Raw genomic sequence first — 22611 nt, 5'->3', positions numbered from 1 at the left:
TCGGTGACTTGATTTATTTTCTGATTTTGTTTAAAATCCATTTTGGAGTCCTCCTTGGTTAACTAAGTTAGGGGTCATTTCGGTCCACGATTTGACACCCCGTATCATACCAAGAGGGCTCTTTTTTGTTCAAGTCCCCGAAAATCCTTCTAACAGGAATGCTCTTTTCGAATTATTTTATACTATATATATAGCTACTAAATTTCTTTCTATATACTTTCCTCTATCTTTTTCGTATACCGTGAAATTTTTACATCAATTCCTTTTAGGGATTCCTCCATTAACGATATCTCAGCGACTACATCTTGTTTGTGATTTTCCATCATTGCAAGTCGTAGCTGAATGGTGCTGTCTCCTTCTATAATCCAATCAATATACTGTTTAATCTTTTTTATAGGCATATGCGTATTCTTTAAACAGATAACTGTTCCGAGGAGTTCCATTTGATTTTCGGAAAATAACCGCCTTCCAGCTTCATCACGTTCTATTAATGGAAGCAGTCCTTGCTTTTCATAATATCTTATCGTTGATTCAGGAATATTAAATTTAGCTGATGCATCACTGATATGACAATATTTCATTCGGAGACCTCCATTCATTGTCGACAGAATTAGTATACGACTTAAACTACGGTTTAAGTCAAGTAGTCAAATGAGGGGGCTCGTAAAATCAATAAAAAAAGAGCAAATTATTGCCCTTTCTCTTTTTCCTTCATTAATTAAATATTTGTTTCTGATTTTCTTCCTAATCATGCTAAGAAATGCACATAGGAATGTGGTCTGTGCATAAGTTGTTCGAAAGAGCCGAATTCTACTATATTCCCGTCTATCAAAACAATAATTTCGTCATAAACAGATAAGTTTTCTTTTTCCAAATGATGAGAAACAGATACAACCGTTAATTCTTTATCATATAAGATTATTTGTTCAATTTCTTTTGCTGTTTCCCTATCTAAAGAGGATGTCGCTTCATCCATAAGGAGGATTTCACGATTTCTTAAAAAGGCTCGAGCTATTTCGATACGCTGTCTCTGTCCACCAGATAAATTCTTTCCATCTTCTCCAACATTATAATCTAACCCTTTATCAAAAATTACTTCAGATAGTCCAGCCCGATAACAAGCATTCATAATATCTGCTTCACTGTAATTCTCTCCAAGTAGTATATTATTTCGAAACGTATCATCAAATAAGAACGGCTTTTGATTAATCATGGATACTGTCTTATAAAAAGAAATGGCATCAACATCTAGAAAGTTAACACCATCAAGTTTTATCGTACCTTGATAATTTTGAATTCTCTTTTGCAGAATTTTTAATAAGGTGCTTTTTCCCGAACCTGAAGGACCAGTAATAAGAATTTTTTTCCCTTTTTTTATTTCAAGGTTTAAATCAGAAAGAATCATTTTATCTCCTATTTTGTAGGTAAGACTCTCGCATGTTAATGAATCTTTAAAAGGGATTGCTTGATGATTAGTAGGTTTATCGGGTGTATTTGTTATGAATTTTTGTATTCTATCGCGAATTTTTTTTGTAGTTAATATCTTATTATACTCCTCCAATGAATCAAGTGCTGGAGCAATGACAGTATTAGAAAGCTGAATAATGGCAAGAACTGTTCCAATCGTGATCTCTCCCCTAGTGGCGAGAATTATTCCATATATATTAACAAAGAAAAAGCCACAAATCCCAAAAAAACCAACAATATTATCTGAGAGTATACGCCAATTGTTTAATGTCGCAAAACTTCTTTCCACGGTAGAATTGTAGGTTAAATGATCTTCAATCATTCGCTTTTCCATACCGTAGCCTCGAATAATATCTATACCTGTAAAAGCATCCTTCACTTTCCCAGTATAGATTTCACTTTTATTTGTCCAGTCTTCTGTTTGGTCAACGATTCTTTTTTTTAATAATTGTGGGACTAAACTAGGAATGATAAATACTACTATTAATAGAATAGCCATCGTACTATTAAGAAAAAAAATAGCGCTAATCGAGATTAAAAATATAATTAGGTTTAGGATAATTTTTAATAGGGCGTCATAATAGTTAGTTTGAACCAATTTTAAATCGTTTAATAAAAAGGAAACATAGGATGAGGTATTCTTTTCTTGAAGTAAATCATCTGAATGAATAAACACTTTGAAAATCCTTTGTTTTAAAGCTGTAATATTCATATAAACTATCTGATGGACAGTAAAGTAATATAATGTTTGACTAATCATAATCAAAAAATAACCGCTAATGGAAAAGATGATTAACTTTACAAGAGGAAGTTTATTCGCCGCTTCAAAATAATCGAAAACTTCTTTAAAAACAAAGGCTTTAAAGGTATTTTCAAATGCAGCCAATGGTAGTAGAAGGATAAATATGATTATCCATTTTTTATTTATATTTTTTAACAATTGAGTCACCTTCCTATAAGTTTGCTTCTCTTTAAAATGAATTTTTATGTTAAGGAAAATTAAATTAAATAATATTATGAATTCTATCTAATTTAGAAACGATATCATCTATTCTATCGTGGTGTTTTGCAATTAAATCGAATACCATTTTTGTTTCTTGCCTTTTGCTTTTACAACGAATCTCTTGATATGGATTTTCATCAACTCTTTTACATAAGATACATCTAAAGCGAGCGATACATATCTCACACTCTTTTCGTTCTTTCGTTTTGGAATGAAAGATTTGAGGATAACTCATTATTTTTTTCCAGACATAACTTAAATCTTCGTTAACTATATTGGTGATTTTTTCAGAAGTATTAACAAATAAATGACATGGCCAAATATTTCCATTTGGGTCGATAGATAGTAACTCCAAACCAGCTTCACAAAAGTGGAACCAATCTATTTCTTTCGAAAAGAAATAAGATAATATATCAGCTGTGCTAGTTCTCATAAAATAAGATTGTTCATATAGAAATTCTTCAAAGTCTTCTTCAATTTCTTTTTTACTTATATTATAAACATTATTAGATGTTCCTACTTCCCATACATCATTAACTGCTATATTCGATATACCAAAATCACTATAGATTTTTTGAGCAATTTCTTTTTTTGAATAAAGCTTATTAGTAGAAGGAGTATAAGTTGCTTGAATGGAAAGAATTTTATTAGGATTTTTCATTTGGATTTGTTTTACATTCTTTAGTATTCTTTCATATGTTGGATTGTTTTTAATGTCTCTTCTATGCTTATCATGAATTTCTTTTGGTCCATCTATACTTACAGTAATTTTAAAATTATACTTTAAGATTAAATTCATAATGGTTGGATTTAATAAATTTGTTCCATTAGTCTGCATCATAAAAGTTAGATGAGGATATTTTTCACAGAAATACTTAATCATCTTAGAATTAAGAGTCGGTTCTCCTCCAAAAAAAGTAATAGTTTTAATACTGGTAGCATAGTTGTCTATCAATTCTGTTACTCGTTCTGCAATTACTTCCTTCATAAATAATCTATTATCACCATAATCCCCCTGTCCAGCATAACAATATGAGCATCTCAAATTACAGCCATGCGAAACATTAAGCTTAATATTATCAATGATAGGAGTGAATTTATCAAACGTACTGTTCACAGGAACCCTTTGTTGAATATATTTTTCAATGTCAGGTAAAAGTTTCAAAGAGTCACCTTTATAGAGTTTAATGAAACCACTATAAAATTCTTCGTTTAATTCAAATATATCAAAAGTTAATAGATCGAAAAGTATGTGATTTTCTTCACTAATATAAATGCTATATTCTGGAATAAACATTAAATATTTCCTCCTTTAAAAAATCGAGATAATAAGTAATTTAGATTAAGTGTGAATCATTTATGTAAATCAGATGAAAAGTAAAATTCCCTCACTGTTTCTAAGATATTTGTGAGGGAATTTTAAAAATGATTAAACTTAACCGCAATTAATTCCAATACAATTTTTTGAACGAGTAGGTATATCAAAGTTTTTTTTCTTCATTTCGAATTTCCTCCTTTCTTGTATATTAATGTAAATTTAGTACAATTAGAAAAAAAAGTAAATAATATAATGAGAATATTCATAAGATATACACAAAATAAATTATTTTGAATTTTTATTAGAAGGTGGGAATCTAACAATTACTCATCAAACTTTCAAATCCCTAACCATCCCTACAAAAATATGTTACGATCATCCTGAGGTGGGAAACTTGGAACAATTGATTTATACTTTATTAGCTTACATAAATAATTCTTTAGAAAAAGATATCAATTATTCTATAGCCAATAGTTTTCTTGAAAATATCCATGATATTGAAGGCTATTCTTTAGAGGTGGCTGCGGAAAGATGTAATGTTGCCCCTTCTACCATAAATTGTTTTTGTAAGCGAATAGGGTTTCGCAATTTTTCTAATCTGCGAAACAGTGTTGCTTTTCAAGGTAGAATGTATGAGGAGAGAGAAAAACAGTTGAATGCAGATTTATTTGAATCAAAGCTAAAGGAAAATGTGGAGATCATTGAACGTATCCCGAAGGAACAACTAGAACGGATTATAAAAAAAATTCATGAATCTAAAAGGATTGTTATTTTAGGCTTTGAAAAACATCAAATTCAGGCGATGGAGCTTCAAAAACAATTATTTCTTCTTGGAAAGCTATGTGAATGCAATACAAATTTCTTTAAACAACTGGAGACATTAGAACATTTAACAAAGGAGGACATGATTATTACGATTTCTATCCAAGGGAATATCCTCATAGAAGAGTTGTCTATAAATGATAAAATAAAGGCAGCGAACGGAAAGAAATTATTAATTACATTTTCGGATTCAGAGCGACATAAGCGCGAATTTGATGAGGTCTTACACTGTGGGAATATCGAAAATAGTGAAGTTAGTAGTTACACGCTATTACGGTTATTTGATGTCCTTGTTTATCAATATCAAAAGCAGTATCCTTCTTAGAAACTGGTCTAAAAGAGACCAGTTTTTTTGTCTTTGTAAGCGTATCATTATCTATAGAGATTAGAAAAGGGAGGATATTATAATGAAGAAAAGTGGATTTCCTGAAGGGTTTTTATGGGGTGGAGCTACAGCTGCCAATCAATTAGAAGGTGCTTATAATGAAGGCGGGAAAGGATTATCTATTTTTGATATGGTTACATTCATTCCGAAAGAAGCACGCAGCAATGATATCGAGATGGATGTAAAAAGTAAAGCAGAATTGGAAGCGTTATTAGCTGGTAAAGATGGAGATAACTTCCCAAAACGTCGCGGAATTGATTTTTATCATCGCTATAAAGAAGATATCGCACTTTTTGCAGAGATGGGTTTTAAAACATTCCGTATGTCTATCTCTTGGCCACGTATTTTTCCAAATGGGGACGACTTGGAACCGAATGAAGATGGCTTAGCATTTTATGATAGAGTATTTGACGAGTTAGCTAAATATGGAATCGAGCCATTAGTGACGCTATCCCATTATGAAATACCCCTGAACTTAGTTCAAGAATACAATGGATGGATGGATCGAAGCTTAGTTGATTTCTTTGTTCATTATGCAGAAACAGTCTTGAACCGCTATAAAGACAAGGTGAAATATTGGTTAACTTTTAATGAGATTAATATCTCCACTCTTTCCCCTTATATTGGAAGCGGTATATTAATTGATGAGGTAGAGAATAAGGAACAAGCAATCTATCAAGCATTGCACCATCAATTTGTAGCAAGTGCAAGAGCGGTAAAGGCATGCCATGAGATTATTCCTGATGCGCAGATTGGCTGTATGCTAGCGCGGATGGAAGTGTATCCAGAAACGTGCAATCCTGATGATGTACTAGTCGCTTTAGATGAGGATCAGAAAAATTTATTTTTCACGGATGTTCAAGTGCGCGGATACTACCCTAGCTTTATGCTAAGCTACTTTGAGGAAAATGATATTCAAATAGATATGTTGCCAGGTGACGAGGAGCTGCTATTACAGCATACAGTAGACTTCCTATCATTTAGCTATTATATGTCAATGGTTGCGAGTGGATCACCAGATAAGTTAAAGGAAAAAGGAAACTTCTTCTCGGGAGTTAAAAATCCGTACTTAGAATCATCTGATTGGGGATGGCAAATCGACCCGAAAGGATTACGAATTACGTTAAAGAAAATGTATGATCGCTATCAAGTACCTTTATTTATCGTAGAAAATGGCTTAGGTGCTTACGATAAGGTAGAAGAGGATGGCTCTATTAATGATGACTATCGCATTGCATATATGCGAGCACATCTTGAGCAGATGAAAGAGGCGATCAAAGAGGGTGTAGATTTAATCGGCTATACTAGCTGGGGATGTATTGACCTTATATCTGCAAGTACCTCTGAAATGTCTAAACGATACGGCTTTATTTATGTAGACCAAGATGATTATGGAAATGGTACATTAGAAAGAACAAAGAAAAAATCATTTGACTGGTACAAACAGGTGATTGCTACAAATGGACAAAAGTTATAGTATTTGAGATTACAAACAGTGCTTCTTCCTTTCATGAAGGAGTTCTGTTTTTTATTTTTGGGACAATAATAGTTAGTTTAATAGAGTAATTGATTGATTTTTAAGAATAAAAAAACAAATCATAATATATTGATATAATAAAATAAGTATGCTAAAATGTTCCAGTCAAGCATCTTTGTGAGGGATTCTTCGGTTTATTTTTCAGCAGAGGATGAATAATATTCTAAGTTTTCTAATAATACACAACAATCTAAGAAATGTTATGATTCTATTTTTTTTCAAGTTTCTACATAGGTTTTTCATAAATTGTAGCGTTTTTTGGAATAATAATTATATTATATGCGTATAAGGAGAGGTTTAAAATGAGATATCTTTCTCTATTTATGGTAGCGTTCTTATTCTTGCTTGCAGGATGTGGAAATGCAGCGGAAGAGAACAAAGAAGAAGTAGTAAAAGAAGAGAGTAATGCAAACCAAGAAACAAAAGCTAAAGAATTAACAGATGAAGATAAGAAATTTATTAGCTTATTAGAAAAAGGCGACTATCAATCAATTATTGATGAATCAATTGGCCTTGGCAGTGATGCACAAGTGAATTTTTATTTTCTAGCAAATGCTTTTAAAGCAGTTCCTGATTATTCTTTAAGCAAAACGTACCTAAATAAATCAAAATATATTCCAGCTGAAATCGAAGATGAAGTGGAAAAGCTAAAAGAAGAAATTGATGCTAATCTGGAAAAAGAGGGAGCTTAAGGCGCAACCTTTTCATATGGTTAGATTAGGTGCTTGACCTAAACTTAAAAATCTTGCCTAGTAGTATTTAGGCAAGATTTTTTGTTGGATTTTTAGCTTAATAGAAGAATTCATCCTCCCCCTTAAAAAAACAAATCAACCAAAATAAAGTTGATTTGTTTCTTGTCATCCTTCATATGTTTTGTAAAAATCAATTGCCTTCTGAATATAGGCTTGCTCTTCCGGAGGCACTTCTTCTTCATGATAAATTGCTGAAACAGGACATACTGCTTCACATGCACCACAATCAATACAAATATCTGGATCAATATAGAATTGATCTTCTCCCTTTGCGATACAATCAACAGGACAAACATCTACACAATCACCTGCTTTTTCATGCATACATGGTGAAGTTATAACGAAAGGCATTGGAATCCCCCCTCAAATAATAAATATTATTAAGATCTTATGCTGAGTAGTACTTCATTCATTCGATTTATATTTTCTCGGATCTTTACGGCACTTAAGTAATCAATCTTATCATGATAGCTTTCGGGATGTTCCCTTTGCTCATCGATGGACATATGTTGATATTCATCAATGCCCCCTGTTGATGTTTGATAGTCCTCCATTAAGCTTGCTTCTAATTGTTGGACTATATTGTTTATTCTATCAAGGCTTTGTGTCATGGAGATCGCAGTGTTGATGATCTCTTCGTCTGATTTTGTAAGTCTATCCATTTGGCTATTCTGTTCTTGTAAGTCACTTTTTACTTGCTGAAGCATCGTATCTTTGTCAGCATCTACTTTCATATGATCAAGTATTTGTAACGTGTCGCCCATTAATATTTGTAATCTTCTTGAGGCGTTTTCCATAGAGATCCCACCTTTAAGCATTGTATCTATAAAATGTACATAAAATTAGCATAATATACATGATTATTACGAGAGTTCCCTGTATTTTCTAGGTGAAAAGTTAGTGATTTTTCTAAAATTCCGATGAAAAGATCGCAAATTATTGTACCCGCAGTTCATTGCAATTTCGCCAATCGGCTGTTGACTATTTTTTAACTGATAACAAGCCTGTGAAATTCGATATTGGGTAAGGTATTCGGTAAAAGTCATGTTCGTAATATGAACAAAAAGCTTGGAAAGGTAAGCGTAATCATATTGAAGATGCTTTGCAACAGCTTTTAATGTGCAATCCTGACTATAATGATTATCCACATAAAGGAGTATTTTATGAAATACTTTCATTTTTGTTGAGTACTCAACAGGCGTTAATTTTGTATTCTCTACTAAATTACCACATATATCATAAAGAAAACTTTTTTGACGATAAATAGAATCAATTGCGTCTAAATTTGGTGTTTCCTTTAAGTGAATGACATTATTATCAGGAATAAAGCCTTTGTAATTCATAAAAAAATGTCCTATTAATTCAGGTGAAAAAATAATGACACTGATATGGGAATGATGGATTGTTTTGAATTCATGCATTTGATTCGTGAAAATAAAGGCAACATCATTTTTTTTAAGTAAATACTCTTTTTAATCCACGCGAACGAATAGTTCCCCTTCGTTAACAATGATTAATTCATAGGCTCGATGAAAGTGGAGAGGAAAGTTGAAATTCATTAGGGTGAATTTTTCAAAGGATTCTTTTTCTTCTACGCCGTGATTTTCAAAAAAAACCAATTCTTTTCCTCCTATGCAAAAACACTAATATTGTCTTAAATTATACTACATTTTGAATAGTAACAACTTTTTAAAGTTTCTATAATGAGGACAGAGTCACAATGAAGGAGGAAGAAAAATGGCTGTAGAATATCACGTAGCAAAAAATGGTTCAGATCTAGGAGAGGGAACGATACAAAGTCCATTTTTAACCATAAACAAGGCAGCTTCAGTTGCGGTTGCAGGAGACACCGTTATTGTGCATGAAGGGGAATATCGTGAATGGGTAAAACCGAAAAATGCGGGATTAAGCAATACAAGAAGAATTACCTATCAAGCAGCTGACGGTGAAAAAGTAGTCATCAAAGGCTCAGAGCAGATTCAAAATTGGCAGCAAGTAGAAGGTACTGTTTGGAAAACGGAACTCCCAAATTCATTTTTTGGAGAGTATAATCCCTATAAAGAGGAAATATTTGGCGATTGGATTGTCTATAATCCAGGTAGACATCTAGGGGATGTATACCTAAATGGAAGGTCTTTTTATGAAGCAGAAACATTAGAACAAGTTAAAAATCCTCAAAAGCAAACAGAAGTATTAGATCACTGGACAAAGAAGGTTGTTCCTGTACATAACCCTGAGCAAACAGCTTATGTTTGGTTTACTCAGGTAAATGAAGACTCAACAAGTATTTATGCTAATTTTCACGCGTATAATCCGAATGAAGAGTTAGTGGAGATAAATGTTCGAAAAGCTTGCTTCTATCCTGAAGAAACTGGCATTAATTATATAACCGTAAAAGGATTCGAGATGGCCCAAGCAGCAACACCATGGACACCACCTACCGCTGATCAGCCAGGTTTACTTGGCCCTCATTGGAGTAAAGGATGGATTATTGAAGATAATATCATCCATGATTCCAAATGTAGTGGCATAAGTCTTGGAAAAGAAGGATCAACTGGAAATAACTATCGTACGAAGCGAAAAGATAAACCAGGCTATCAATATCAATTAGAATCTGTCTTCCTTGCGAGACAAGCTGGTTGGAGCAAAGAGAAGATTGGCTCCCACATCGTGCGAAATAATATAATCTATGATTGCGGACAAAATGGTATTGTTGGGCACCTAGGCTGTGTATTTAGTGAAATTTATAATAATCACATTTATAATATTGCCTTAAAGAGAGAGTTTTACGGCCATGAGATTGCTGGTATCAAGCTTCATGCTGCGATTGATGTCCAAATACACCATAATCGCATTCATGATTGTTCATTAGGAACATGGCTAGATTGGCAAACACAAGGAACAAGAGTCAGCAGCAATCTTTATTATCGTAATAATCGTGATTTATTTGTAGAAGTTAGCAGTGGTCCTTATATCGTAGATCATAATATTTTAACAGCAGATTACGCTTTAGATAATCATGCCCAGGGTGGAGCTTACATTAATAATTTAATTCGCGGAAAAATGGTCCACCGCAAAATGCTTGATCGTGCGACGCCATATCATTTTCCACATAGCACAGAGGTAGCAGGTTTTGCTGTAACGTATGGTGGCGATGATCGTTTTTACAATAATATCTTTGTTGGGGATGAGACGCTAGAAGGTGTTGGTACATCTCATTACAATGGCTATACAGCTTCCCTTGAGGAATATATTGAAACCGTTCATCAAGAAGAAGGCGACCATGAATCATTTAATAAAGTAGAGCAGCCGGTTTATATTAAGCGTAATGCTTATTTAAACGGAGCACGCCCTTTTGAAAGAGAAGAGGAAAAGCTAGTAGAAGATACCTTTAATCCAAGCTTAAAGATAGTAGAAGAAGGAACAGAAGTATATCTATCAATTGAACTTCCAGAGAACTATGAGAGTATTCTTGGCGAGGTACAAACAACACAAACACTTGAAAGAGTCCGCATTGTGGATGCTAACTTTGAAAATCCGGATGGAAGTGAAGTAGCTGTTGATACGGATTATTTAGGAGAATTAAGACAAGAGAGAAGTGTGCTAGGACCAATAAGCACATTGAAAAAAGGGAAGAATTATGTGAAGGTTTGGGGATAATGTTTGCATGAATCCTTCCATAATAGGATAAAAAAGCTAGTAAGTCAGCAATCGACTTGCTAGCTTTTTCTGTCTTAAATTAGTCGATGATTTCCAATCCTAATAAAGCGGAAAATTGAATCGCTTGATAAGTAGAAACCTTGCAGCCTCTTAAATCTGATGGGGATACCATTAGTGATTGGAAAGTAGATGTACTAATGTCCACACCATTAAGAGAAGTCCTTTCAAAATTAGCTCCATCCATTATACATTTTTTAAATTCTACCTTTTTAAAGATACAATCGTAAAAATCAGACGACTCTACTGGTGAGTCTAGAAACCGAACTTTTTCTAATTTGGAGCTCCCAAATGCCGCTAAATTTAATAAAGAATCATTAAATTGAACATTACCAAACCGTGAGTCTGTAAAATCTACGCCTAATAATTTGCAATTGCTAAATGTACATTTGTGTATCGAAGAAATGTTCATTTTGGCGTTAGAGAAATCACAGTTCTCAAAGACAACATCTGTCATTTCAATACCAGAAAAATCAGTGTTGATAAATTTACAATTTTTAAGCACCATTTTTGATAATCGCACTTTATTTAATACTTCATCGTTAAAAACGGAATGCTGAATCTGGCACATTTCTAGCTCTAGGTCTTCCTCATATAAAATATCATGAAAATTCCTTGCAGGTAAATTAGTTGGAATTTTTGGTGCTTCTATTTTCATTTAATTACTCCTCTCCAGTTACTTTCCTGTGTCATTAACTATAAGTAAATATGAAGTTAAATGAAAGACTGTATTTTTTAATGCATTTATGTGCAGCACAATTAGGTATTACATAACTTCCCTATTTCAAGGAACAATAGAAAGTGGAGGTGATTATCATGCCAAACAGAAAAGCAGATCCATCAACAATTGGCTTAGGCTCGACACAACCTGAAGGCCAAGGGACAACTACAAAGGAAACGGGGAGAACGAAGGCAGATTCTTCTCGAAAAAAACAAAAGAAGTCTTAATACTTAGCAAAATGAGTTAAACAGGCGGAAGCAATTCCACCTGTTTTTTTGTATTTTAGTTTAGCTGTTAGTTAAAGCCTAGTGTTGGCATATTTTGTACTTTGATATATATATAATTTGATCCAGGATTGAACAATATGTTCTAAAATAGGTGGGTTATGATCTAAAAAACAAATATATGATCCAAAGGGAGGGCGATATGATCCAAAAAACAAATATATGATCCAAAGGAAGAAGGATATGATCTAAAAAACAAATATATGGTCCAAAAGCAAGGGAGATATGATCCAAAAACGAATATATGGTCCAAAGCAAGGGAGATATGATCCAAAAAACAAATATATGGTCCAAAGTAAGGGAGATATGATCCAAAAAACAAATATATGGTCCAAAGGAAGAAGGATATGATCCAAAAAACAAATATATGGTCCAAAGCAAGATAGTATCCGCCGCTTTTACGACTCTTGCATTCTATTTTCGTCTATCCACCAGTAGATAGACGAAAAAGGGTGTGGTGTGAATAAGCAAGTATGAAACCTTTTTGGAATTTGAAGCCGATTTATTGTAAGTTTATCAGAAACCAGTTGACAGGCATAAAGAGTGTATTATATAATTATCTCGAATTCAAGATAATTGAAAGGAAGATTATCATGGATAATAAGGAATTATTAACATATGATGAAGATTTATCTTTAAAGGTATTTGTCGTTTTATCGAGAGCTTTACAATCGATTAAGAAACGAGTAGAAGAAGATATAAAGTGTCTTGGACTTAATCCAACAGAGTTTTCTGTTCTTGAATTAATTTACAGTAAAGGGGATCAGCCAATTCAAAAGATCGGTGAAAAAGTGCTGATTGCAAGTAGCAGTATTACTTATGTTGTAGATAAATTAGAGAATAAAAAATTAATTCGAAGAAAGCCATGTCCTAAAGATCGTCGGATTACTTATGCGGTTATTACTGAGGAAGGAACCGAACTAATGGACAAAGTCTTTCCAAAGCATAAAGCAGCCATGAGAGAGATATGTGGCGGATTAGAAACAAAAGAAAAAGAAATACTAATTGAACAGCTGAAAAAATTAGGTCTCCATGCACAAAGCATGTAATTTTTTTGAAATAATATCTCGAATTAATAATATTTCAATTCGTACTAATAGTACATTTTATAAAAATCGTACAAATGATTTTCTAACTATTATCGAATATTAAGTAATAGAGTAGAGTTTATAAGGAATAGGAGTGAACGGAAATGTCAAAAAAAACAAGTGGAATTCACCATATTACAGCCATCGTAGGCCATCCACAAGAAAATGTCGATTTTTATGCAGGAGTACTGGGCTTACGTTTAGTAAAACAAACCGTAAACTTTGATGACCCAGGAACCTATCATTTATATTTTGGAGATGAAGGAGGAAACCCTGGAACGATAATTACTTTCTTCCCATGGGTTGGTGCACGCCAAGGGGTAATTGGAGATGGCCAAGTTGGAGTAACCTCTTATGTTGTTCCAAAAGGCGCACTTCCATTTTGGGAAAATCGATTAGAAAAGTTTGCTATTCCTTTTACCAAAACAGAGCGTTTCGGAGAAGAATATTTAGCGTTTACGGATCCTCATGGATTATTGCTAGAAATTGTGGGAAGAGAAGAAGGGAAAAACAATAGCTGGCAGTTTGGCGAGATAATGCCTGAGTACGCAATTAAAGGGTTTGGCGGTGCTACTCTTTTATCCAAGCAACCAGATAAGACAGCGGAAGTTTTAGAAAAGGTAATGGGATTTGAAAAGGTTGGAGAAGAAGGAGAATATATTAGATTTCGTTCTTTCAGCGATATTGGAAATGTGATTGATCTTAAAATAACAGCAGGTAGAAGTGGCTCGATGGGTGTTGGAACCGTGCACCATATTGCCTTTAGAGCAGTGGATGATGAGGATCAATTAGATTGGCAAAAACATGTTTCAGCAAATGGATATCAAGTTACACCAGTTCAAGACCGAAATTATTTTAATGCAATCTATTTTAGAGAGCATGGGGAAATTCTTTTTGAAATTGCAACAGACCCTCCAGGATTTGCAATTGATGAATCTCAAGAAACAATGGGAGAAAATTTAATGTTGCCAAGTCAATATGAGCAATATAGAGAACAGTTAGAACGAAGATTAATACCAGTTGAAGTAAGAATTCTCGATTAACTTTGTAAAGGATGATTCTTTAATGCGTGCCATAGATCCGAATACAATTTCAGAAAGAGATAATTATAAATTTTTAATCGGAAGCATCATTCCAAGGCCAATTGCCTTTGTTACTAGCTTATCTGAAGAGGGCGTTTTAAATGGAGCTCCTTTTAGCTACTTTAATATTGTGTCTTCTCAACCTCCTATGGTGTCTGTATCTATTCAACGCTCTAATGGAAAACAGAAGGATACTGCGAGAAATATAGTAAACAAAAAGGAATTTGTTATTCATATTGTGGATGAACAAAATGTGGAGCAAATTAATCAAACGGCAGCAACTCTTTCTCCAATTGAAAGCGAGGTAGAAATAGCGGGTTTAACGCCAATTGAAAGCAGTAAAATCACTGTGCCCGGTATCAAAGAAGCAAAAATTCGTTTGGAATGTGTGCTGGAACATGTCCTAGAATTGGGAAATCAAGGTACAACTCCTGGCTGTGATTTTCTTATCGGAAGAGTGGTGCAATACCATATCGAGGAAGAAATTTACGAGGACGGTAGAATTAATCCAAGAGGGTTAGGTGCTGTCAGCAGATTAGCAGGAAATGATTATGCAAAAATTGGTGAAATCTTCACGAAGGAAAGACCAAAATAATTTCTTGAATGGGGAGGATAAGGATGCCGAAATCAGTAGGGATTCATCACATTACTGCTATGGTGAATGATGCACAAAGAAACATCGATTTTTATGCCAGTGTTCTTGGATTGAGACTAGTAAAAAAAACGATTAATTTCGATCGTCCTGAAGTATATCATCTTTATTTCGGGAATGAAACTGGCAGTCCAGGAACAGTAATTACCTTCTTTCCATGGGAAAAACAGTTAAAGGGTAGAATTGGCACAGGGCAAGTTGGCGTTACTAGCTATGTTATCCCAGTTGGTTCCAGTGAGTTTTGGGAAAGTCGGCTTCAGCGCTTTGGAGTAGAAGTGGAAAGTTCCAGTAGATTTGCCGAAAAGTATTTGCAGTTTGCTGACCCAGATGGCCTTCTTATCGAATTAGTAGAACGAAAGGAAGGCCCATTAAATAATTGGCAAATGGGTGATATTCATTCAACTGTTGCAATTAAGGGATTCGGTGGGGCAACGTTAACTTCTGCTCAGCCAAATAAAACCGCAGAAGTGCTTGAAGATATATTAGGTTTTACATGTGTTGGAGAAGACGCTGAGTATCTGCGTTTTTCATCTGAATCACATATAGGTAATATGATTGATATCAGATTATCACCAACCGTTCGCGGTCTCATGGGAGCAGGCACGATCCATCATATTGCTTGGCGTGCAAAAGATGAACAAGAGCTTCAGCAATGGAGGGCTCTTCTAGTAGAAAAGGGGTATTATCCAACTGAGCTTAAAGACCGAAACTATTTTAAAGCATTATATTTTCATGAAGAGGGCGGCATACTCTTTGAAATAGCTACAGATGGACCTGGATTTGCTGTAGACGAGCCATTAAGCAATCTAGGGGAGAAGCTTATGCTACCTGATTGGCTAGAGGAAAAAAGAGAAGAGCTTACAGCTTCTTTGCCTAATGTACAAGTTAAAATTCTAGAGGAGGAGAAAGAATGAAACATATTTTCAATAAAGGAAAAGATCCACAAAAGCCAACATTATTGATGTTGCATGGTACAGGGGGAACAGAATTAGATTTATTGCCTCTTGCTGGGATGATTGATGATGGTGCTTCCGTGCTAAGTGTCCGCGGAAATATTTTAGAAAACGGCATGCCACGTTTCTTTAAGCGTTTAGCAGAAGGTATCTTTGATGAAGAGGATTTGATTTTTCGCACAAAAGAATTAAATGAATTTCTGGATGAAGCTGCCGAAAAATATGAATTTGACAGAGCCAATGTTATTGCAATTGGTTATTCTAATGGTGCTAATATTGCAGCAAGCTTATTATTCCATTATCAGGATGCATTAAAAGCAGCCATTCTTCATCATCCAATGGTTCCGAGAAGAGGAATTACTCTTCCTGATTTAACAGGAAAAGGAGTATTTATTGCAGCAGGAACAAATGATCCAATTTGTTCACCAGAAGAATCAACAGAGTTACAATCATTGCTAGCCGCTGCCAACGCTAATGTAGAAATGCATTGGGAAAATAGAGGTCACCAATTAACAGCACAAGAAGTTGAAGCAGCTGCTAAATGGTATGCTACATTTATTAATAGCTAATCTAATCTAGTTAAAAGAAAAAAATAATCATAAATTTCATATAATAGGGAATAAGAAGAACAGCTAACATTGAAATATCCTTTCAATGGAGGTGGTTCTTATAAGTTTCCTTTACTAAATAAAAGCAGGTGTACTTATGGGGATATTAAATAAATTATTCGGAAAATCAAAGGAGATGGAAAGTATGTCAAATGTTAAAGTAGCAGTCGTTTTTTATAGTATGGGTGGAACAAACTATCAACTAGCACAATGGGCAGCAGAAGGAGCAAAAGAAGCAGGAGCAGAAGTGAAGGTAGTAAAAGTACAAGAATTAGCTCCACAATCTGTTATCGACAGCAATGAAGTATGGAAAGCAACAGTAGACGCAACAAAAGACGTACCTGTTGCATCATCAGAAGATATTGAATGGGCAGATGCCATTATTTTCAGCGTTCCTACACGATTTGGCACAATGCCATCTCAAATGAAGCAATTCATTGATTTACAAGGTGGATTATGGGCAACAGGAAAAACGGTTAACAAAGTAGTGAGTGCGATGACTTCTGCGCAAAATCCACATGGTGGTCAAGAAGCAACATTATTGTCTCTATATACTTCTATGATGCATTGGGGTGCGATTATTGCTACTCCAGGTTACACAGATCCAGTTCTTTTCGGAGCAGGTGGAAATCCATATGGAACAAGTGTAACAGTTGGACAAGACGGTAAAATGATTGAAGACGTTCAAGGAGCTGTAAAACACCAAGCAAAACGTACTGTTACAGTTGCAGAATGGGTTAAAAAAGGAAATCAATAATGAAAAAAGAATAATAGGAAGAAACCAGGAGTAATGACTTCTGGTTTTTTATATGGATGAAAAGGCTTTATTTTTATAAAAATAAAAAAAGGAGGATTTTTATATTGACACTACCTTAAAATAACTTTATGATAAACAAAGTAATTCCGACTATATAAATGGGGAAAGGGTGTTTTGGGGTGGCAACTTCAGCAAACGTTCAATCGACTCAAAATGCAAAGAGTCTACCTGAACATCAAAAAGGATTAAAGGCTCCACAGATGCCTTTAATTATCGGTGGACTTATTGTTGCAGCAATTCTATTAGTCTACTTAATAATGACACAAAAGAGTATGCAGCCTATATTATTAATTTTAGGTCTTTTACTTGGTTATACATTGTTTCATGCTCGTTTTGGTTTCACATCAGCATTTCGCAGACTTGCATCAGTTGGTAATGGGCAAGCATTGCGTGCACATATGTTAATGCTAGCAGTGGCAGTATCGTTATTTGCACCAATCTTAGCATACGGCATTTCATTCTTTGGAACTGGAGCAACAGGTTATGTATCACCAGTTGGTGTGAGTCTTGTTGTCGGTGCCTTCATGTTTGGTATTGGTATGCAGCTTGGTGGCGGATGTGCATCCGGTACCTTGTATGCAGTAGGTGGGGGACGTTCTGTTGCGTTCGTAACACTATTATTCTTTATTATTGGTTCAACGATTGGGGCAGCTCATCTGTCTTTTTGGACAGAAGATCTACCATCTTTTGCACCGATTTCATTAGCAACATCAACAGGTCTTGGCTATGGTGGAGCTTGGCTTGTATCTATTATCTTATTTGGATTCATTGCATGGATTACATTGGTTGTGGAAAGAAAAAGAAAAGCACCAAAAATGGCCCCACTGCCAACAACAACAGGCTGGAAACGTATTTTCCGCGGTTCTTGGCCATTATTTGCAGCAGCAATCGTGTTAGCTGTACTTAACGCATTAACATTAATGACTCGTGGCACACCATGGGGAATTACGTCTGCATTTGCTTTATGGGGTTCAAAAGTAGCGCAATTCTTTGGAATGGATGTAGCAAGCTGGGGATTCTGGCAAGGAAATGCACAAGCTCTAGAAGCATCTATTTTTGCAGATTCAACTACAATCCTTAATTTTGGAGTAATCCTTGGTGCCTTTTTAGCATCAGCTGCAGGTGGATTATTTAAATTTTCAAAAGTGACACTTGGAAATGTGCTTGCATCGATTATTGGTGGTTTACTAATGGGATATGGCTCACGTTTAGCATTTGGCTGTAACGTTGGTGCGTATTTTGGCGGTATCGCATCATTCAGCGTACATGGTTATGTTTGGGGTATTCTAGCATTAGCTGGAACGTTCGTAGCCTTATACCTCCGCCCATTATTTGGACTCTCTGTACCAAAATCAAAGGATTCATTCTGTTAATAAAAAAAGTAGGTATCAACTTTGTTGGTGCCTATTTTTTTAGTTAAAGGTAGAATTGTCTGATCATGTCGATGTATTCGCTAGAGAGTTTTAATCCTTGGACAAAACTAAATAAATAATAGAGTGAACCTATCAACTAGTAATCTTTTTTTTACGGAAAAGATTAGTATAAATAGTTTCACTCTTTTTTTGTCCTGTTGCTTTAATTTAATGATTTAAAGCAGGGCCTTTTTATTCATTTTCAGAAAAGTCTATTTAATGCATAGATAATGATTTAATAATTTTTTATACTAGTTAATGAAAACTACTATTTATATGTATTAAATTTTCACAGTTGTTGATAGAAGGATTAGGGGGTGTCATTTAAAGGGAAAATATTTTTTGTTTTTTACAAACACTTAATAGTAGATTAATAGAGAGTTTCTACAATAAGGGAGAATAGTTGACAAATAGAGTGGTGATTCGATTAGCTCCATTTACGGTCAACAGAACTAATTAGGGGGTAACTGGTTGATGAAAGGGAAGAAGCATTTTACATTTCTTTTAAGCGCTATTACTACACTTGCACTTTTAGTATCCATTGTTTTACCAGCTAGTACATATGCTGAGGAAAATAGTGATAGCTTTAAGCTTACGATTATGCATATGAATGATACACATGCACATGCTGATCTATTACCAAATATGATGACAGCAATTAAAGAGGTACGTACAGAAGATCCTGAAGCGCTACTTTTTAATGCAGGGGATGTTTTTTCTGGTACATTGTATTTCAATGAATATCATGGAAAAGCAGATTTAGCTCTATTAAATATGATGGATTTGGATGCAATGGTTTTTGGAAATCACGAATTTGATTTAGGATCTAGTGAGAATGGTCATAAATCCTTATCAGAGTTTGTTTCTGCAGCCAAATTCCCACTACTTGGAACAAATGTAGATTTTTCCAGTGATGCATTCATGAATAAGCTTGTTAAAAATGAGTTTACTGATTCACCAGAAGATGGGAAAGTTTTTGATGGGATGGTGAAAGAAGTAAATGGAGAAAAGATTGGGATTTTTGGTTTAACGACAGAAGATACAGCAAATATTTCTAGTCCTGTAAATGTAAAATTCTTAAACTATATTAAAGAGGCTGAACGAGCTGTACAAGCATTTGAAGAAATGGGAATTAATAAAATTGTTGCTGTAACTCATCTTGGTTATGATAGCAATCCTGATTTCGGGAACGATTTACAGCTAGCTACATATGTCGATGGAATCGATGTAGTAGTTGGAGGACATTCTCATACACAGTTAAGCGAGCCAGTTGTTGTAAATAAAGATGAGAAGGGCACAGAAAAGGAGCCGACCGTTGTTGTTCAAGCATATCAATATTCGCAATTATTAGGAAAACTACAGGTGGAATTTGATGGAAATGGTGTAGTTATCGGACAAGCTGGACAGCTAATTGATGTTGCTAGTAAAGAAGAAGATTCAGAAGCTGCAGCTATTTTAGCTCCATATAAAGAAAAAATAACCGAGCTTTCTACACAGGAATCTGGGGCAATTGCTAAGAAAACTCTAGCAAATCCACGTCTTACGGACAGTGATGTAAGTGTCCGCGCAAATGAAACAGAATTAGGAAATCTTGTGACAGATGCAATGCTTGCCAAAGCAAAAGAAAGATATCCAGAAACCGTTATTGCATTCCAAAATGGTGGCGGAATCCGTGCGGCAATTGAGGAAGGTCCCATTACAATTGGAGAAATCATTTCTGTGCTTCCTTTTGGAAATGACCCAGTAGTTGTAGAACTATCTGGTGAGGAAATAAAGCAAATTCTTGAACATAGTGTAAGTCAAGCACCAGCAGAAAGCGGTGGTTTCCTCCATGTAGCTGGCATGAAATTTACGTATGATAGTACAAAAGAGTCTGGATCTCGTGTTATATCCATGTATGTAAAAGTAAATGGAGAATATCAAGAGATCCAAGCAAATCAGAAATATCTTGTAACAACAAATAACTTTACTGCTAAAGGCGGAGATGGATTTGACGTATTCGCTAAAGCATATCAAGAGGGTAGAGTGCAAGATATTGGTGAAATTGATTGGGAACAGCTTCGTAAATATATGGTCGAGGATTTAGGTGGAGTGGCCGACCCTGTTCTAGAAGGACGAATTACTGATTTGCTTGGGACAGATCCAGAAACACCTGGGGATGAAGAGGAAGAAGTTACACCAGAGGAACCAGAAGTAGAAAATCCTGAAACTGGTGGGAATGAAGACGATAGTAGCGATACAGATAATCCAACAGATGCAACAGGTTCAGAAACGGATGATGATAATACAGATATTGGAGATAATGCTGGTATTGAAAATGATACGGAATTAGAGCAGGATGTTAATGATAATCAAGGCTCTAAAGAAACAGTGTCCAATTCTTCTGAAGGAAATGCTCTTCCAAATACAGCTACAAGTATGTACACAATGCTTTTGGTTGGTGGTATTTTATTAGTAGCAGGGATTGGGTTCCTTGTATTTAGAATGATGAAGTATTCTAAAGCATAATAATACATTTTCAAATGAAATAGTCCTTTTGTTAAGTGTTAGTTACTTTAACAAAAGGACTATTTTTATAGTTTGAATGACAAAAGAAATTCAGTAAAAGTAGAGAACACCTTCCCTGTACATAATGAAATGGAAAAGCACAGCAAGCCTTTTGGAGAAGGAATTTACGATGGGAATAATTTCTCCATAAATTTTTTTAAAATTTTTTCAGCAAAGTATAGACAAAACAAATAGATGTGTTAAAATTATCTTTAATTAGAGATAACTTATTTCAAAGTAAATTATCAATAGCAATCTCTAATCAGTTTGCCTTGAAATTTTCTAGAAAGATCAAGGGAGACTAATTTTATAATAAATATCTTGAATTCAAAGTAAAAAAACAAAAGGAAAATGGGAGGAATTTTAAAATGGCAAAATGGACAGTTGATCAATCACATTCAAGCGTAGGATTCGAAGTAAAACATATGATGGTTTCAAAAGTAAAGGGGCAATTTGATTCTTACACTGCAGACGTTGAAGCTGCTGATTTAACAGATTTAACAACAGCTAGCGTTGCATTCAAGTTTGATGTAGCAAGCATTAATACACATAGCGAAGATCGCGATAATCATTTAAAATCAGGTGATTTCTTCGATACAGAGAAATATCCAACAATTGATTTTAAATCAACATCAATTACAAAAGATGGCGATGACTATAAAGTAACAGGTGATTTAACGATCAAGGATGTTACTAAGCCGGTTACATTTGATGTAGAATTCGGCGGAAAAGGCACAAATCCATGGGGCGTAGAAGTTTACGGTTTCGAAGCAGAAACAAAAATCAACCGTGAAGAATTCGGTCTTACTTGGAATGCAGTACTTGAATCAGGTGGCGTACTAGTAGGAAAAGATATCAAAATTAAAGTAGAACTAGAAGTAAATCCGGCATAAGGAATCAAAAAAGATGGCTCTAATGTATCTGAAAGGATGCGTAAGAGCCATCTTTTTTGATTTAAAAAGAAAAGGTTTACAATTTTATCTTGAAAAGAAAGAATTTTCTTCTTATAATAAAGATTTGAAAGTACTAATTTATATTTCTGTATAATAAGTAAAAATTTTACAGAAATATGTAATCGTTATCAAAAAGTGTATACAGATGTTTCAGAAAAAATAACCATGAAATAATTAAGCAATTCTTTGATATTTTCCTCTCTTATACTAGTTTAGTATTTTTATTTCCATCTAGATATTACTAAAAATAGTTTCGTCTCATTTCCAATTAGGCAATTCTAGTTTCCTTCAATAAAATTTGTATTATTCATTAAGGTCGCAAATAAAATGAAATAGAAAGGAGCCGCGCATGGATGATTAATGTAGCCATCAATGGCTCAGCTACCATATCTTCTGCCCATATAAAGGGACTTTTTTTAGCTGAATAGAATACCAACAGAAGTAACAGCTTTTGCAATTTATGATGTCCATAACAATCTTTTTGGAAAGGATG

22 protein-coding genes are annotated in these 22611 nt (G+C 34.5%); 14 read left to right on the top strand and 8 right to left on the bottom strand.

Translation table 11 applies throughout. The features are described 5' to 3' along the window. Window positions 1-209: 209 nt before the first annotated feature. The 3 genes from QQZ16_RS09865 to QQZ16_RS09855 all read right to left on the bottom strand — a co-directional run bounded on the left by QQZ16_RS09865 (window position 210) and on the right by QQZ16_RS09855 (window position 3767). Window positions 210-581, bottom strand: a complete 372-nt coding sequence (locus tag QQZ16_RS09865) for a MerR family transcriptional regulator (RefSeq protein WP_031537935.1) — start codon at window positions 579-581, stop codon at window positions 210-212. 167 nt (window positions 582-748) lie between these two features. Continuing rightward, window positions 749-2407 (bottom strand): ABC transporter ATP-binding protein, encoded by a 1659-nt coding sequence (locus tag QQZ16_RS09860; protein ID WP_048718048.1) that lies wholly within the window; start codon window positions 2405-2407, stop codon window positions 749-751. 64 nt (window positions 2408-2471) lie between these two features. Then, complete coding sequence (locus QQZ16_RS09855; RefSeq protein ID WP_048718049.1) at window positions 2472-3767, bottom strand: radical SAM/SPASM domain-containing protein; 1296 nt, start codon at window positions 3765-3767, stop codon at window positions 2472-2474. A gap of 415 nt (window positions 3768-4182) precedes the next feature. Here QQZ16_RS09855 and QQZ16_RS09850 point away from each other — a divergent pair, with 415 nt between their 5' ends. From QQZ16_RS09850 to QQZ16_RS09840, 3 genes are all read left to right on the top strand, one after another. After that, window positions 4183-4935, top strand: a complete 753-nt coding sequence (locus QQZ16_RS09850; RefSeq protein ID WP_048718051.1) for a MurR/RpiR family transcriptional regulator — start codon at window positions 4183-4185, stop codon at window positions 4933-4935. A gap of 82 nt (window positions 4936-5017) precedes the next feature. Continuing rightward, the gene (locus QQZ16_RS09845; protein ID WP_048718053.1) at window positions 5018-6472 is read left to right on the top strand and encodes a glycoside hydrolase family 1 protein; all 1455 of its coding nucleotides are present in this window, start codon (window positions 5018-5020) and stop codon (window positions 6470-6472) included. A gap of 362 nt (window positions 6473-6834) precedes the next feature. Beyond that, complete coding sequence (locus QQZ16_RS09840) at window positions 6835-7224, top strand: hypothetical protein (protein WP_048718055.1); 390 nt, start codon at window positions 6835-6837, stop codon at window positions 7222-7224. Between the two features lie 165 nt (window positions 7225-7389). Here the strand turns inward: QQZ16_RS09840 and QQZ16_RS09835 are convergent, their stop codons facing one another. The 4 genes from QQZ16_RS09835 to QQZ16_RS09820 all read right to left on the bottom strand — a co-directional run bounded on the left by QQZ16_RS09835 (window position 7390) and on the right by QQZ16_RS09820 (window position 8903). Beyond that, window positions 7390-7635, bottom strand: coding sequence for an indolepyruvate ferredoxin oxidoreductase subunit alpha (locus tag QQZ16_RS09835; RefSeq protein ID WP_048718056.1), 246 nt, complete (start codon window positions 7633-7635; stop codon window positions 7390-7392). 29 nt (window positions 7636-7664) lie between these two features. Further along, complete coding sequence (locus tag QQZ16_RS09830) at window positions 7665-8081, bottom strand: hypothetical protein (RefSeq protein ID WP_048718058.1); 417 nt, start codon at window positions 8079-8081, stop codon at window positions 7665-7667. Between the two features lie 66 nt (window positions 8082-8147). Continuing rightward, window positions 8148-8705 (bottom strand): helix-turn-helix transcriptional regulator, encoded by a 558-nt coding sequence (locus QQZ16_RS09825; RefSeq protein WP_284561321.1) that lies wholly within the window; start codon window positions 8703-8705, stop codon window positions 8148-8150. Window positions 8706-8756: 51 nt separating this feature from the next. Then, window positions 8757-8903: a hypothetical protein gene (locus QQZ16_RS09820; protein ID WP_235252120.1), complete on the bottom strand. Its 147-nt coding sequence runs from the start codon at window positions 8901-8903 to the stop codon at window positions 8757-8759. A 118-nt stretch (window positions 8904-9021) separates the two neighbouring features. Here QQZ16_RS09820 and QQZ16_RS09815 point away from each other — a divergent pair, with 118 nt between their 5' ends. Continuing rightward, a complete protein-coding gene (locus QQZ16_RS09815) occupies window positions 9022-10944 on the top strand; it encodes a right-handed parallel beta-helix repeat-containing protein (RefSeq protein WP_048718060.1) in 1923 nt (640 codons plus the stop codon). 79 nt (window positions 10945-11023) lie between these two features. Here QQZ16_RS09815 and QQZ16_RS09810 read toward each other — a convergent pair whose 3' ends face one another. Then, on the bottom strand, window positions 11024-11659 hold the full coding sequence (locus tag QQZ16_RS09810; RefSeq protein ID WP_048718061.1) for a pentapeptide repeat-containing protein: 636 nt from the start codon (window positions 11657-11659) through the stop codon (window positions 11024-11026). Window positions 11660-11817: 158 nt separating this feature from the next. On the opposite strand from QQZ16_RS09810, the gene QQZ16_RS09805 reads away from it, so the two are divergent. The 10 genes from QQZ16_RS09805 to QQZ16_RS09760 all read left to right on the top strand — a co-directional run bounded on the left by QQZ16_RS09805 (window position 11818) and on the right by QQZ16_RS09760 (window position 22058). Then, complete coding sequence (locus QQZ16_RS09805; protein ID WP_152910826.1) at window positions 11818-11949, top strand: YuzL family protein; 132 nt, start codon at window positions 11818-11820, stop codon at window positions 11947-11949. A 650-nt stretch (window positions 11950-12599) separates the two neighbouring features. Then, the gene (locus QQZ16_RS09800) at window positions 12600-13055 is read left to right on the top strand and encodes a MarR family winged helix-turn-helix transcriptional regulator (protein WP_235252121.1); all 456 of its coding nucleotides are present in this window, start codon (window positions 12600-12602) and stop codon (window positions 13053-13055) included. 143 nt (window positions 13056-13198) lie between these two features. Then, complete coding sequence (locus tag QQZ16_RS09795; RefSeq protein WP_235252122.1) at window positions 13199-14137, top strand: ring-cleaving dioxygenase; 939 nt, start codon at window positions 13199-13201, stop codon at window positions 14135-14137. A gap of 22 nt (window positions 14138-14159) precedes the next feature. Continuing rightward, the gene (locus tag QQZ16_RS09790; RefSeq protein ID WP_235252123.1) at window positions 14160-14771 is read left to right on the top strand and encodes a flavin reductase family protein; all 612 of its coding nucleotides are present in this window, start codon (window positions 14160-14162) and stop codon (window positions 14769-14771) included. Between the two features lie 23 nt (window positions 14772-14794). Beyond that, entirely contained in the window at window positions 14795-15742 is a 948-nt protein-coding gene (locus tag QQZ16_RS09785) for a ring-cleaving dioxygenase (RefSeq protein ID WP_235252124.1), read from the top strand. After that, entirely contained in the window at window positions 15739-16350 is a 612-nt protein-coding gene (locus QQZ16_RS09780) for an alpha/beta hydrolase (RefSeq protein ID WP_031537924.1), read from the top strand. Before QQZ16_RS09785 ends, QQZ16_RS09780 begins: the two co-directional genes overlap by 4 nt. Before the next feature lie 184 nt (window positions 16351-16534). Then, complete coding sequence (gene wrbA, locus QQZ16_RS09775; RefSeq protein ID WP_031537923.1) at window positions 16535-17146, top strand: NAD(P)H:quinone oxidoreductase; 612 nt, start codon at window positions 16535-16537, stop codon at window positions 17144-17146. A 179-nt stretch (window positions 17147-17325) separates the two neighbouring features. After that, window positions 17326-18579: a YeeE/YedE family protein gene (locus QQZ16_RS09770; protein ID WP_031537922.1), complete on the top strand. Its 1254-nt coding sequence runs from the start codon at window positions 17326-17328 to the stop codon at window positions 18577-18579. 513 nt (window positions 18580-19092) lie between these two features. Further along, window positions 19093-21126 (top strand): 5'-nucleotidase C-terminal domain-containing protein, encoded by a 2034-nt coding sequence (locus QQZ16_RS09765; protein WP_235252131.1) that lies wholly within the window; start codon window positions 19093-19095, stop codon window positions 21124-21126. 407 nt (window positions 21127-21533) lie between these two features. Beyond that, window positions 21534-22058, top strand: coding sequence for a YceI family protein (locus tag QQZ16_RS09760; RefSeq protein ID WP_031537920.1), 525 nt, complete (start codon window positions 21534-21536; stop codon window positions 22056-22058). Window positions 22059-22611: the final 553 nt, after the last annotated feature.

The sequence above is a fragment of the Bacillus sp. T2.9-1 genome (assembly GCF_950097965.1).
Lineage (GTDB): Bacteria > Bacillota > Bacilli > Bacillales > Cytobacillaceae > Niallia > Niallia hominis.
Note: the sequence above shows the minus strand (reverse complement) of the source record. Positions and strands in the feature narration are given on the sequence as shown.

Coding starts and splice junctions, on each gene's coding strand:
- QQZ16_RS09865 (WP_031537935.1), bottom strand. CDS start 581: ATGAAATATTGTCATATCAGTGATGCATCAGCTAAATTTAATATTCCT.
- QQZ16_RS09855 (WP_048718049.1), bottom strand. CDS start 3,767: ATGTTTATTCCAGAATATAGCATTTATATTAGTGAAGAAAATCACATA.
- QQZ16_RS09845 (WP_048718053.1), top strand. CDS start 5,018: ATGAAGAAAAGTGGATTTCCTGAAGGGTTTTTATGGGGTGGAGCTACA.
- QQZ16_RS09840 (WP_048718055.1), top strand. CDS start 6,835: ATGAGATATCTTTCTCTATTTATGGTAGCGTTCTTATTCTTGCTTGCA.
- QQZ16_RS09835 (WP_048718056.1), bottom strand. CDS start 7,635: ATGCCTTTCGTTATAACTTCACCATGTATGCATGAAAAAGCAGGTGAT.
- QQZ16_RS09830 (WP_048718058.1), bottom strand. CDS start 8,081: ATGGAAAACGCCTCAAGAAGATTACAAATATTAATGGGCGACACGTTA.
- QQZ16_RS09825 (WP_284561321.1), bottom strand. CDS start 8,705: ATGCATGAATTCAAAACAATCCATCATTCCCATATCAGTGTCATTATT.
- QQZ16_RS09815 (WP_048718060.1), top strand. CDS start 9,022: ATGGCTGTAGAATATCACGTAGCAAAAAATGGTTCAGATCTAGGAGAG.
- QQZ16_RS09810 (WP_048718061.1), bottom strand. CDS start 11,659: ATGAAAATAGAAGCACCAAAAATTCCAACTAATTTACCTGCAAGGAAT.
- QQZ16_RS09805 (WP_152910826.1), top strand. CDS start 11,818: ATGCCAAACAGAAAAGCAGATCCATCAACAATTGGCTTAGGCTCGACA.
- QQZ16_RS09800 (WP_235252121.1), top strand. CDS start 12,600: ATGGATAATAAGGAATTATTAACATATGATGAAGATTTATCTTTAAAG.
- QQZ16_RS09795 (WP_235252122.1), top strand. CDS start 13,199: ATGTCAAAAAAAACAAGTGGAATTCACCATATTACAGCCATCGTAGGC.
- QQZ16_RS09790 (WP_235252123.1), top strand. CDS start 14,160: ATGCGTGCCATAGATCCGAATACAATTTCAGAAAGAGATAATTATAAA.
- QQZ16_RS09785 (WP_235252124.1), top strand. CDS start 14,795: ATGCCGAAATCAGTAGGGATTCATCACATTACTGCTATGGTGAATGAT.
- QQZ16_RS09780 (WP_031537924.1), top strand. CDS start 15,739: ATGAAACATATTTTCAATAAAGGAAAAGATCCACAAAAGCCAACATTA.
- wrbA (WP_031537923.1), top strand. CDS start 16,535: ATGTCAAATGTTAAAGTAGCAGTCGTTTTTTATAGTATGGGTGGAACA.
- QQZ16_RS09765 (WP_235252131.1), top strand. CDS start 19,093: ATGAAAGGGAAGAAGCATTTTACATTTCTTTTAAGCGCTATTACTACA.
- QQZ16_RS09760 (WP_031537920.1), top strand. CDS start 21,534: ATGGCAAAATGGACAGTTGATCAATCACATTCAAGCGTAGGATTCGAA.